This window comes from Methanococcoides sp. AM1 (assembly GCF_900774055.1).
Classification (GTDB): Archaea; Halobacteriota; Methanosarcinia; order Methanosarcinales; family Methanosarcinaceae; genus Methanococcoides.
This window is the reverse complement of sequence record NZ_CAAGSW010000005.1, coordinates 50,182-62,838: the sequence shown is the minus strand read 5'-3', so window position 1 is coordinate 62,838 and position 12,657 is coordinate 50,182. Positions and strand designations below refer to the sequence as shown.

The following is a 12,657-nucleotide window of genomic DNA, read 5'->3' as shown; positions in this document are numbered from 1 at the left end:
TGGGATGGATGTGTCATAATGTATAGATATGTTCTCAAAAGAATGGCTTTTGTGCTCATTACCCTTTTTGCAGTAATTGCGTTGACATTTTTCCTCATGAACGTAATACCCGGCGGGACGTCTGAACTGATATTGAAACACACGTTCATAGGTCTTGAGGAATCTGCTACCGAAGAACAGCTGGCACAGATCTCAGATCGTTACAATCTCAATGCCCCTCTCTACATTCAGTTCATTGAATGGATAAAAAGCGGTTTTCTTGAAGGTGACCTGGGGACATCTTTTGTCTACCACAAACCCGTGCTACACCTCTTAATGCTACGGCTTCCTGCGACCATAATTCTTGCATTATCAAGCATGACGATTGCAGTTATTGGGGGCGTTTCACTGGGTATATATGCGGCATTGCGGGAAAACAGGTTCGCAGATCACCTGCTGCGTTTTCTTACACTTTTTGGAGTTTCAATGCCCGGGTTTTGGATTGGTTTGATATTGATCCTGTTATTTTCGGTTTACCTGAAGTTAGTACCCGTTGCAGGATATGGAAGTATTGAAAACCTGATACTGCCCTCACTTGCCCTCTCCATTCACTCCCTTGCATCCATAATGAGGGTGACAAGGACAAGCATGCTTGAAACACTCGGAGAGGATTACATAAAGTTTGCAACTGCAAAAGGATTGCCTGTAAACAAGATCATAAGCAGGCATGCTCTAAAGAATTCCATCTTGCCGGTGGTTACAGTACTTGGTTTCCAGATGGGGTCAATGCTAGGTGGGTCCGTAGTAATAGAAAAAGTGTTTGCATGGCCCGGAATCGGCAGTTTGCTTGTGGACTCTATATTTGCACGTGATCTGCCGGTGGTGCAGGCATGTATCATAGTAATAGTGTTCCTGTTCCTTGTTGTAAATTTCGTGGTTGACCTGATTTATGTCTACCTTGACCCGAGAATAAAGTATAGGTGATCCAATTGGTTTTTAATTTTTCACAAAAAAGGGATTTTTGGTTGCAGTTTAAGGAAAAAGGCGGCATTACAGGAAAAATCCTCCGAAGAAAAGACATGACCCTGGCCATGGTATTGCTTGTGGCATTAGTGATGGTTGCGGTTTTTAATCCCTTGTTATCTTCATCAGATCCCAACGCCATTGACCTTAAAAATAAGAACCTTGCCCCATCACAGCAACATCTACTGGGGACAGATTACCTTGGCAGGGATATTTTTGACAGGCTGGTTGCAGGAACGACTACTTCCCTTTCCATCTCAGCCGGAGTAACCGCCATCTCTCTTATCATAGGAATTGGTATTGGCTGCATTTCCGGATATTATGGGGGTTTTGTCGATGAGGGCCTTTCCCGCCTGATAGATGTGTTCCTATCGTTCCCCGGCATAATTTTTGCTCTGGCTATAATGGGTTTTCTGGGAAGCAGCGTATCTAACCTCATCCTTGCTTTGTCTGTAGTCCACTGGGCCAAATACGCCCGTCTTATGCGGGGGCAGGTGCTTTCTATAAAAGAGAACGAATACGTATTATCGGCAAAGACCATTGGTGCGGGTGACTTCCATATCATGAGAAGGCACCTGATTCCAAACTCCATTGCAACGGTCTTTGTCCTTGCAACAATAGATATAGGTCATGTAATTCTTTCCATTGCAGCTCTTAATTTTCTTGGTATAGGTCTCCCTACAGATATCCCTGAATGGGGTGCCATGCTAAGTGCAGGGAAGGAGTTTATGCGGACCTCTCCCTACCAGACAATATTCCCGGGCCTTACAATTACACTGGTTGTTATAATTTTCAGTATAATCGGTGAAGGCTTGCGGGATATTCTTGACCCCAATGAAAGAGGTGATGATTTCTGATGGCTATTCTTAATGTAAGTAACCTTAGTGTGGGCTTCGTGACTGAGAACGGAACTGTAAAAGCGGTAAATAACGTTTCTTTTGAAGTAAAAAAAGGTGAAACCTTTGGGATCATAGGTGAAAGTGGTTCAGGTAAATCTGTTATAGGGCAGGCTATTTTACGTTTGCTTCCTTCCAATGCTACCGTGAAAGGGGACATATTTTTTGGCGGAGTAGATGTCCTTTCCCGGAGTAACAGCCAGATGAGACAGATCCGGGGCAAAAAGATTTCGTTGATCCCTCAGAATCCCTCTGGTTCCCTAAATCCTTTACTTAAAAACAGGATACAGGTAAGTGAAGTCTTTGAAGTTATGGGGATTGACAAAAAGGAGGGTTTAAAGGTAGCACTCCAGATGATGAAAGAGATGTTTCTCAAAGATCCTTCCGGGATCCTTGAAAATTATCCTCATGAACTTTCAGGAGGCATGAAGCAAAGGCTTTTGGCAGCGATGTGCCTTTCTTATAGCCCTGAACTTCTCATTGCTGATGAACCTACAAAGGGGCTTGATTCACGTTCAAGGGCAGGGTCTGTCGATCTTTTCAGTCATGTGAAGAACGATCATGGAAGTTCCATGCTTGTAATTACTCATGATCTTGATTTTGCGCTGGAGATATGTGACAGAGTTGCGGTGATGTATGCAGGGGAAATTGTGGAGATCGGATCAGCTGCAAAAGTATTACGAAATCCTTCCCATCCCTATACAAAGGGTCTTTTGAATGCCCTGCCACGCAATGGTCTTGTACCTCTGGAGGGTCAGACTCCCAGCAGGATCGATCTTCCCGAAGGTTGTCTTTTTTCCGGAAGGTGTAGCTCATGTTCGGATAGGTGTCATATTGACCATCCGGAGATCAAAATAATTGATGGAGGGATTGTCAAATGTCATCTTTATTGACTGTAAATAATCTTGTCAAAACGTTCGAAGGCCACAGGGTACTTAATGGCCTTGATCTTGATGTTGAAAAAGGGGAGACTCTGGGACTTTTCGGAAGTAGTGGTTCAGGTAAGACAACGGTCGGCAGGTGTATCGTGGGTCTGGAAAAACCGGATTCGGGTGAAATACTTTTTGAAGGGAATGATTTTCTTACCATGGGCCGTAGAGAGAGAAAAAGTGTGCGTCCAAAGATTCAGATGATCTTCCAGCATCCGGAAATTTCCTTGAATCCAAGGCTTAAGGCGCTTGATAGCCTTGTTGAACCCATGAAAATTCACGGTTGTTATGACAGTTCTTCCCTTTCGGATAAGGTTGACGAGTTGCTTGATATGGTGGGGTTGAGAAGTGAGCATCTGAAACGCTATCCTGCACATCTTAGTGGTGGTGAGATCCAGAGAATTGTGCTGGCTCGCATTCTTTCTATCAATCCGGAGTTCATTGTGGCTGATGAACCCACTTCTATGCTGGATGTTTCGGTGCAGGCACAGGTGTTGAAAATTATGGAGAAAATTCAGCAGGAAAGGGGCATCTCGTACCTTCTGATATCCCATGACATTGATGTCCTGAGGAAAGTATGCAACAGGATAGCTTATCTGGAGAATGGAATAATAACAAGAATAGAAAAAGTGTAATTTCATCATGAAATCTTAGAATTGGTACTGCTATAAGATGGATATATGTGTGGGTGTTGGAACGTTTAACAAAAATCTGTGCTAATAAATATTTGTGTAGGTTAGATCGCAAACATATTAGTGGAGTTAATCCTCCTGCACCAGGATAAAGAAGATTCCTTTAGGAAAACCAGGGCTTATTAAGAAGCTCTCTGCCATTCTATTTTTAGATTATGTTCCATCTTCCATTAGAAACTTAAAGATTACCAGGTGAGGGGAAGCGCAGGCAAGAACATGATTGGGGATCACCTGGTAGGGGGGTGTGGTGGTACGTATGGAAAGCCTACGCTCTAATTAATATACTATCTCGATCGTATATATATGCCATCATTAATCATGATATTTTTATAATAAACCCACTTCTAATAAGGCTACTGATCAATTCATATCTTAAGGCCAATTATCTTTTAAGGAATATTCAGGATATGGTACGATTACCTATGGCTATGCAATACAATAGTACTTTAGATGTATCGGGCTAACCATCTCAATTCTTTACATAGAATATATTTGGTGTTTTCGTAACATCTGTGAGTGTCTTTGAAGTTCCGCCGGGATATATAACCTGAAGGGAATGAATGCTGGTTCCCAGTTCCTGACCGTCGTGAAGATAGTAACTTTCACTTGACCTGGAAACATCCTTTAGCGTAATAACTGCAGTATCGTAACCGATCTCTTCTATTTCTGCTTCTTCATATTCCGAAAATATATTCTCGAAGGACGATTCAAGGTGACGTGTGCCGAATGCCAGAACGTACACCCTGGCGAACATGTCAAGGTCATAGGTCACTGTCACATATGCATTCGTTTCATCAAAGCGCATGACCATCCTGTCAAAATGCATGAAATCATTTTCTTCTTCGACTTCCTGTGCTAACGCAGGCATCGAAACAGAGGAAAATAATATGAATAATACAAGAAAAGAAAGCACTTTCATATTAACAGGATTGTGCTACATGTAGATATTACTAACGCATTTTCTTTGGAAGAATGAATATAATTGGACTTAAAACAGCCAGAATTGTACAAATCGATCTTAGTTCACAACAGTTTAACATTTTCCAATCGATACATTCATATTTAGTGTGTTCTATTTCAACCTGCTTTTAGCATTAATATATAAGTAAACAAAGCGATCCTTAATGGATTTGTATGTGGTTACTATTATAATAATATCATATTGATCAAAAATTAGATCTAAACAAAGAGGAGTATGATTATGGAGAGTTTAATTTACCTTGCCCCTCTGGCAGGTATTGTAAGCTTGGTATTTGCTGCATTCTTTGCTTCCCGTGTCCTGAAAGAAGGAACCGGTACAAAGGAGATGCAGGAGATATCACTTGCGATCCAGGAGGGTGCTATGGCTTATCTGAACCGTCAGTATAAGACCGTAGCTGTAGTAGCAATTATTCTTGCTGCGCTTATGTTCTTCCTTCTGGGAGATGACAGTGGCAAGATCGCAATCGGATTCATCGTTGGTGCAGCTGCATCCGCACTTGCTGGATATGTTGGAATGAACGTATCTGTCAGGGCTAATGTCAGGACAGCACACGCAGCTTCAAAAAGCTTGCAGGAAGCAATGTCCGTCGCATTCCGCGGTGGGGCTGTAACAGGACTTGCAGTAGTAGGTCTTGCACTGCTGGGTACCAGTGGTTTCTACATCCTTTTCGGCGATGTTGATCTTGTAGTCGGATTCGGTTTCGGTGCAAGTCTTATCAGCCTTTTCGCAAGGGTCGGTGGAGGTATCTTCACAAAGGCTGCCGATGTCGGTGCTGATCTTGTGGGTAAGATCGAGGCTGGTATTCCTGAGGATGATCCAAGGAATGCTGGTGTCATTGCTGACAACGTAGGTGACAATGTCGGTGACTGTGCTGGAATGGGTGCAGATCTGTTCGAGACATATGTCGTTACTGTCCTCGCATCAATGCTTCTTGGTTCCCTGATCATCGAATCATATCCAAACGCTATCCTTTACCCATTGATCCTCGGTTCAGTGGCTATCTTTGCTTCCATTATCTCTATCTTCTTCGTGAAAGTAGGAAACGATGGAAAGATAATGAAAGCGCTCTATAAGGGTGTTGCAGTATCAGCAATTCTTAGTCTGATCGCATTCTATTTCGTGACCGATTCCCTCATGGGCGACATTAGATTGTACTACGCATCCATTGTGGGTATTGTCATAATGGTATTGATGGTAATATTTACAGAGTACTACACTTCCACAAGCTTCCGTCCGGTCAAGACAATTGCCAAGGCATCCGAAACCGGTGCTGGTACAAATGTCATCTCCGGTCTCGCTATTGGATTTGAGAGTACAGCACTTCCACTTATCATCATCGTTGCCGGTATCCTTGCATCCTACTTCGTAGTAGGCGGTGCAACTGATCCTGCAATGGGTGTTTACGGTATTGCTATTGCAGCAGCAGCAATGTTGTCAACGACTGGTATGATCGTGGCTCTTGACTCATACGGTCCTATCACCGACAATGCTGGTGGTATCGCTGAAATGGCAAAGATGCCTGCGGAAGTACGCAAGATCACCGACGAACTTGATGCAGTCGGAAACACAACGAAGGCTGTAACAAAGGGTTACGCAATAGGTTCTGCTGCACTGGGTGCACTGGCACTTTTCGCAGATTACAGGCACAAAGTTAACCTCGAAGCAGGTTCACTCAGTCTTGACAATCCTATTGTTCTCGTTGGTCTCCTTATCGGTGCACTGCTCCCATTCCTGTTCACTGCTGTCACAATGAGGGCAGTAGGAACTGCAGCATTCGCTATTGTTAACGAAGTTCGCCGCCAGTTCAGGGAGATCCCTGGTATCATGGAAGGCACTGCAAAGCCGGAATACGGTAAGTGTGTAGACATCGTTACTGCAGCAGCTATCCGTGAAATGGCAATTCCAGGTATCCTCGCGATCTTCGTTCCACTTTTAGTTGGAATCGTGCTTGGTCCGGAGGCTCTTGGTGGATTGCTTATCGGTATCATCGTTGCAGGTCTTCTCCTTGCTATGACCATGAACAATGGTGGAGGAGCATGGGATAACGCAAAGAAGCTCATCGAAGACGGAAAATATGGCGGAAAGGGTTCCGATGCTCACAAGGCAGCAATTGTCGGTGACACAGTCGGTGACCCATTCAAGGACACATCAGGTCCTGCTCTTAACGCACTGATCAAGGTAGTTAACATGATCGCGATCCTGTTCTCTTCCCTGTTCATCGGAAAAGGCCTGTTCTAAATTTAAAAAACCGATCCGGAATTTTCCGGATCATCTCTTTTCTTTTTTCGGACTGATTCTTTTTCTTAGGCTCTTTTGCTATCGTTTTGTAAATAAGGTCTTTACCCTCCTTGTTCATTTGAAGGAAAGGTGGATGAATTGTGACATCAAGTATTAATTATTAAAGGTACATACAAAATATTCACATGCTGTTACTCTTATTAATTACAAGGTCTGGTATCTCACATGTCAAATATAATGCCATTTGAAAGGTACACATCCAGATATGAAAAATGGTTCGAGGATAACATCCAGGTCTATGGGTCAGAGTTGAAGGCACTAAGAGCTAGTGTACCATCCTTTTCAAGAGGAATTGAGGTTGGTGTTGGGAGCGGCAGATTCGCAGCTCCGTTGAATATTCATTTAGGTATAGACCCCTCGTCTAGCATGTTGGATATCTCCCGAAAAAAAGGAATTGAAGTTGTTCGGGGTGTAGCTGAAAAACTTCCTTTTACAGATTCCAGTTTTGACCTTGCACTGATGGTCACAACCATCTGTTTTCTGGATGATATTGCATCTGCATTCAGGGAAGTGAACAGGATCCTGATGCCCGGAGGTTCCTTTGTTATAGGATTTATAGACAAGAACAGCCCTCTTGGCAGATCATATCAGGAAAAAAGGTCAAATAATGTTTTCTATAGCCTGGCAACTTTCTATTCTGTGGAAGAGGTCGTATCCCTTCTCAAAGCATCCGGTTTTGATGACCTGTTTTTCACCCAGACGGTCTTCAGGGGCCTGAAGGACATAAAGGACATAGAACCTGCGCTGCCAGGTCATGGGCAGGGCTCCTTTGTTGTGATCAGAGCTGTGAAGTGACAGGTTCCTTTTTTTATCTCTGGATATATTGTGCAATTATTCTGCCACCAATCCAAAATATAGATAAAAATGACTCATGAATCACACATCTCGAAGAAGACCCCTCTCTCTTCAAGTTCCTGCACTATCTCTTCGTAGAAAACTCCCAAGCCTTCCACAGTCTCGTGTGCAAATTCATCGACACGTCCGGCAGGTCCTCCTATGGTCGTGGTCTGTGCACCGCATGAGGGGCTCTTTGGAACTCCTAGTATCTTTATAGAATAGCCTTCCTGGTAGAATTGCTCGAGCATATCTGCAAAAGGCTCGAAAAGAGAGCGACAAAAGCGTCTGTAGTTCGGGGTTTCCAGCTGGTCTTTTGTGATCTCCCTGCGGGCACTGCCAAGATAGATCATTTCAGGACATGGAAGCTGAATCACATTCCTGCTGCATATCTCCATTTTAGGTGGGGCTTTGATACCTTTGAGTCGGGAATATACATTTGCCAGGCAATGCCCGATAACCAGTATCTCTTTTCCATTCTTTTCTTGCATGATATGAACTCCTCACTAACCTATATTCAATATTCTTAACATGTTTCATAAAATGTTAAGGTATTATTGTAGGATCTAAGTAATACTTATATAGTGTCAGAAACGGTTTAAATCTATCTCGAGGAGATAAAAAATATGCATGAAGATCTGGGGAAAGTTCTCAACAAGGGATTTGGAACATGGAAGCGCAATCTCGGAATAGCTGTCCCGTTCATCTTTAACATGCTTCTAAGCATGCTTGTTCTGGTAATGGCTGTCATTATCCTTTCCTTCCTTGTCATCGCTCCTTCGGTCTCAGAAATATCCGATCCGTCTTCCCTTTCTCCGGAAGAAGCAATGGAGATGATAATGCCTCTGTTCAGTGATAGCATTGGTGTTGTCATAGTATTCGGTCTTCTTACAATGCTTGTATTGGCATTTATCCAGTCCTATTTCACTGCTGGTGCTGTTGGAATGGCAAAAGCAGCATCAGAGTCCGGGCACACAACTCTTTCCGACATGTTCCGTTATGGGAATGATAATGTGATCAACTTGCTCATGGCAAAGATCATGGTGTTCCTGATAAGTCTCGCTGGGGTCATTTTTATTGTACCCGGAGCACTTGTCACGAACGACTTTGGTACATTGATGTCCAATCCCGAGAATGCTGTCATTACAAGTGTAATGCTGCTTTTCGGTTTTCTCTTGTGGGTCATTTATGCCATAATAGTTGGTCTGGTGCTCAGTCCTCTGGAGTTTTGCCTGGTAGTGGACAACCTTGACCCGATGTCAGGCCTTAAAAAAGCCTACGGTTTTTTTATGGAAAACAAGCTGGACGTTTTCCTGCTTTTCATCGTAATGATCAGCATATCTGTCCTGAACAACCTTCTCAGCGAAGTTATGTCTACCATAGAAGCATTAGGGGCGATTTGGGCCTTTATCAGTTTCATTCTGTCCTTCGCTGTGATCCAACCACTTATTACAGTCTGGTGGACTCGCCTTTACATGTCCAGGTCAGAAAAAGAACTGTATGATATCAGCGAATTGCTGGAATATCCTTAACATAAACTGCTCTTAACATGGTCCACCTTGAAATGTTCCATCCTTAAAAATTCTTTATCAAGCTATCAGAGCTATTCGATGTCAAAATTAGTTAGTTTCGCCCAAGAAGCTTGCATGCCTGACAAAGCTCGGCTGTACATGGCTCGCCACAAACCCTGCAATCTGTGAGGCTGGCCTGTGGGAATTCCCTCCCAAGTATTCCTACCATCTTGTCGAACCCTCTCATAATAGAGTACTTGGTTCCGGGATGGTTCACCTCAAATTCGTTTATCATGTCCCTTACCTCACCCCTGAGAGCTTCATGGGCATACGGGCATTCGCTCATGTCGAATGGTAGGTCGTTCACAATGGCATACAAAGCGACCTCTTTCTCAGGAACCTTGCGTAAAGGTTTTGCACGAAGCACAAGACCTTCCAGAGCTCGTGGTGGCGAAAGACGTATCATACGTTCCACATCGCCGCCGAGGTGGTTCATCATTATGGTCTGAGCCTCATCATCCAGATTGTGGCCGGTGGCAAGCTTTGTAGCACTGATCTCATTTGCGATCTTGTTCATCAGGGATTTTCTCAGGACACCACAGTAACTGCATGCTCCAAGTTTTCTCTCCTGTGCGACCAGCTCATCAAGCGTTTTGTCATATTCATCCTTAAAAGAACGCACAATATGTCTGATACCAAGTTCGGATGTGAGCTTTCTTGCTTTTTCAAGGGTAACTTCCCTGTAGCCCTCAATGCCTTCGTCAATAGTGATCGCAACGATCTCCACATCCCGCCTCTTGCTGAATATCTTGTGAAGTATGTGTAACAGGACAATACTGTCCTTTCCCCCGCTAAGGGCGACTGCAATGATGTCGCCTTTCTCGACATTGTACTGCTTTCTGATGGTCAGCTTGATCTTGCGTTCCACATCTTCAATGAAATGTTTCTTGCAAAGGTGCATGCCGGAGTATTTCTGGAAAATAATGGCATCCTTGTTACATTTCATGCATTTAATGGGCATTGGATAGAGCTCCTTTCCTTCTCAAAAGAAACGATGATATTAGAACTTTGGGGTTTGAATGGATATGCCGGATATATTTGTTGTAGCCATATTGTGCTCATCTTCGTTGGTTTCACATCAAAACGTTAATTTACACATAAAGTAATCTTACTGCGATGGATAGCATACTGTCACTAAGCAATGTTTCTAAAAGCTACGGGAATGTTCCTGTTCTCAAAGGTATTGATCTTGACATCAAAAAAGGGGAGTTCATTGCCATACTTGGAGCCAATGGGGCAGGCAAAACAACTCTTGTTAAGATCATGTCGACACTTTCCTCTCCTTCGGAAGGATCGGTTGAGATCAGGGGGCATAACGTTGCAGAAGACCCGGCTTCAGTAAGAAGCATGATCGGTATGATCTCCCATGAAACATATCTGTACAACGACCTAACAGCAGAGGAAAACTTACGGTTCTTCGGAAAGATGTATGGCATAAGTGCAGGATATCTCGAAGATCGCATAAATGAACTTCTGGAGCAGGTAGAACTTAGCGGCAGGTCTGATGACAGGGTTGCTACTTTTTCCAGGGGTATGAAACAGCGCCTTTCCATTGCAAGGTCACTGATACATGAGCCGGCACTTTTGTTCCTTGATGAGCCATATACCGGACTGGACCAGCATGCAAGCCTGACATTTGAGAAAGTACTTCAGGACCTTGATCCTGAGGATACTACAAGAGTGATGGTAACCCATGATATTACAAACACGTTCAAAATGTGCAGCCGTGTCCTGATACTGGATGAAGGTATTATCGTATTCGACAGCCCGATGTCTGATGTGAGTTCAGCAGAAGAGCTAAAAGATATCTACATTTCTCATGTAAGCAGCCATCGTTCAATATAACCGGGAGTTTTCAATGATACGCATCTTTGACATCGCAGCAAAGGACCTTAAAGAGGAATTCCGCACCAAGCAGATGCTTAATTCCATGGTGATCTTCTCGCTGCTTGTTATCGTTATTTTTAGCATTTCCTTCGGCTCGATCCTTGGTTCTTCGGAAAATGTGGAGATGATCGCTCCGGGTGTTCTCTGGATAGCATTCATCTTTGCAGGTTCGATAGGCCTCTCCCGTTCTTTTGTAGCAGAACTGGAAAATGGCTGCCTTGAAGCTTTGAAGCTTTGTCCTGTGAGCAGGTCTGCTATCTATACAGGAAAAGCCATTGCAAACATCGTCCTGATGCTGATGGTGGAAATTATCACAATCCCTCTCTTCGTCATCCTGTTCAACTATAACCTAGGTGGACTACTTTTACCGGGTCTGGTGATCGCTCTGGGAACTATCGGTTTTGTTTGCGTGGGCACACTACTCTCAGCACTGACGGTAAATACCCGCACACGTGAGATACTGCTTCCTGTATTGCTCTTGCCACTGGTACTTCCGGTGCTCATACCTGCGGTGATGGCAACAGGTAGTGCACTCTCGGGTGCATCTCTGGGTGTTATCTCACAGGAGCTGAGGTTGTTGCTTGTTTATGATGTTGTTTTCTTCCTTGTGGGACAGCTTGTCTTTGAATACGTGATACAGGATTAAGGCTTATATAGCGGAGAGTTAGTACTACCTACATCATTTAATCATATTATTGAGGTCTTCAAATGTCGGATAAGAGTTTAACAGGCAAGGTCTTGCCATTGGTAGCTGCTGCAACAATGTTGCTGGCCATTGGCATGATATTCTTTTACCTGCCTGAGATGAAAGGCGAGTCCGGTGAGGTCTTGGACAGCAGTTTCAGGATATTCTATTTCCATATGCCCATTGCAATAACATCCTATCTTGCATTTACAGTTGTTTTCGTGTCCAGTGTTCTCTATTTGAAGAATGGTGAATACAAATGGGATATTATTTCACGCTCTGCTGCAGAGGTGGGTGTGATCTTCGCTTTACTTGTACTGGTAACAGGTTCCATCTGGGCAAAGGCAACATGGGGATGGTACTGGATATGGGAGCCACGTCTTACTACTTCCCTTGCACTTTTCCTTGTCTATGTAGCTTACCTGTTGTTACGTCAGGCAATTGATGCTCCGGATAAACGTGCACGCCTTGCAGCAGTATTTGGTATACTTGGTTTTGTCTCTGTTCCCCTGAGCTTTTTGTCCATACGCCTATGGCGTTCAGCTCATCCTTTAATGTTCGGAGAGGCTGCTTCCGGTTCAGGTGGCGGACTTGAGGGTACATCTCTTCAGTTGACCCTGCTTGTGAACATAGTTGCATTCCTACTTCTTTTCGCAGCTATAGTTTCGTACAAGATAGGTAATGAGGATCTTGAAGAAGAGATCAGCTCATTAAGAGCATCTCTAAGATGATCGTTCTTTTCCCTTTAATTGATCTATTTTCATTATGTTCTTTCTTTTCTACTTCCTTTTTTCTCATCCTCTTATTTTCTCTCTTTCTTCTTTCTTTTCTTCCTCCTTCCTCTTCTCCTCTTCATCTAGCAAAAAATATAAACGAATAGT

General features: G+C 43.6%; 13 protein-coding genes. 10 read left to right on the top strand and 3 right to left on the bottom strand.

The features are described from left to right. Positions 1–18 precede the first annotated feature (18 nt). Genes E7X57_RS09500 through E7X57_RS09485 form a run of 4 tightly spaced genes read left to right on the top strand, consistent with a single transcriptional unit; the run spans position 19 to position 3,462 of the window. A complete protein-coding gene (locus tag E7X57_RS09500) occupies positions 19–963 on the top strand; it encodes an ABC transporter permease (protein ID WP_135612734.1) in 945 nt (314 codons plus the stop codon). Positions 964–1,004: 41 nt separating this feature from the next. After that, on the top strand, positions 1,005–1,859 hold the full coding sequence (locus E7X57_RS09495; RefSeq protein WP_244603665.1) for an ABC transporter permease: 855 nt from the start codon (positions 1,005–1,007) through the stop codon (positions 1,857–1,859). After that, positions 1,859–2,791 (top strand): ABC transporter ATP-binding protein, encoded by a 933-nt coding sequence (locus tag E7X57_RS09490; protein ID WP_135612733.1) that lies wholly within the window; start codon positions 1,859–1,861, stop codon positions 2,789–2,791. Before E7X57_RS09495 ends, E7X57_RS09490 begins: the two co-directional genes overlap by 1 nt. After that, positions 2,776–3,462, top strand: coding sequence for an ABC transporter ATP-binding protein (locus tag E7X57_RS09485; RefSeq protein ID WP_135612732.1), 687 nt, complete (start codon positions 2,776–2,778; stop codon positions 3,460–3,462). The genes E7X57_RS09490 and E7X57_RS09485 overlap by 16 nt, the downstream gene beginning before the upstream one ends. 526 nt (positions 3,463–3,988) lie before the next feature. On the opposite strand, the gene E7X57_RS09480 is transcribed toward E7X57_RS09485, so the two are convergent. After that, positions 3,989–4,387 (bottom strand): hypothetical protein, encoded by a 399-nt coding sequence (locus E7X57_RS09480; protein ID WP_135612731.1) that lies wholly within the window; start codon positions 4,385–4,387, stop codon positions 3,989–3,991. Positions 4,388–4,720: 333 nt separating this feature from the next. Between E7X57_RS09480 and E7X57_RS09475 the strand changes: the two genes are divergently transcribed. Beyond that, positions 4,721–6,739, top strand: coding sequence for a sodium-translocating pyrophosphatase (locus E7X57_RS09475; protein ID WP_135612730.1), 2,019 nt, complete (start codon positions 4,721–4,723; stop codon positions 6,737–6,739). 225 nt (positions 6,740–6,964) lie between these two features. Further along, the gene (locus tag E7X57_RS09470) at positions 6,965–7,594 is read left to right on the top strand and encodes a class I SAM-dependent methyltransferase (RefSeq protein WP_135612729.1); all 630 of its coding nucleotides are present in this window, start codon (positions 6,965–6,967) and stop codon (positions 7,592–7,594) included. A 74-nt stretch (positions 7,595–7,668) separates the two neighbouring features. Here E7X57_RS09470 and E7X57_RS09465 read toward each other — a convergent pair whose 3' ends face one another. After that, positions 7,669–8,124, bottom strand: a complete 456-nt coding sequence (locus E7X57_RS09465) for a DUF523 domain-containing protein (RefSeq protein WP_135612728.1) — start codon at positions 8,122–8,124, stop codon at positions 7,669–7,671. Between the two features lie 135 nt (positions 8,125–8,259). Here E7X57_RS09465 and E7X57_RS09460 point away from each other — a divergent pair, with 135 nt between their 5' ends. Continuing rightward, a complete protein-coding gene (locus E7X57_RS09460; RefSeq protein ID WP_135612727.1) occupies positions 8,260–9,165 on the top strand; it encodes a hypothetical protein in 906 nt (301 codons plus the stop codon). Positions 9,166–9,256: 91 nt separating this feature from the next. Here the strand turns inward: E7X57_RS09460 and E7X57_RS09455 are convergent, their stop codons facing one another. After that, positions 9,257–10,165 carry a TIGR00269 family protein gene (locus E7X57_RS09455; protein WP_135612726.1) on the bottom strand — a complete coding sequence of 303 codons (909 nt, stop codon included), beginning with the start codon at positions 10,163–10,165 and terminating at the stop codon, positions 9,257–9,259. Positions 10,166–10,320: 155 nt separating this feature from the next. Between E7X57_RS09455 and E7X57_RS09450 the strand changes: the two genes are divergently transcribed. The 3 genes from E7X57_RS09450 to E7X57_RS09440 all read left to right on the top strand — a co-directional run bounded on the left by E7X57_RS09450 (position 10,321) and on the right by E7X57_RS09440 (position 12,507). Beyond that, positions 10,321–11,049, top strand: a complete 729-nt coding sequence (locus E7X57_RS09450; RefSeq protein WP_135612725.1) for an ABC transporter ATP-binding protein — start codon at positions 10,321–10,323, stop codon at positions 11,047–11,049. 13 nt (positions 11,050–11,062) lie between these two features. Continuing rightward, positions 11,063–11,737, top strand: coding sequence for a heme exporter protein CcmB (locus E7X57_RS09445; RefSeq protein WP_135612724.1), 675 nt, complete (start codon positions 11,063–11,065; stop codon positions 11,735–11,737). Positions 11,738–11,799: 62 nt separating this feature from the next. After that, on the top strand, positions 11,800–12,507 hold the full coding sequence (locus E7X57_RS09440; RefSeq protein ID WP_135612723.1) for a cytochrome c biogenesis protein: 708 nt from the start codon (positions 11,800–11,802) through the stop codon (positions 12,505–12,507). The last annotated feature ends 150 nt before the right edge of the window (positions 12,508–12,657 follow it).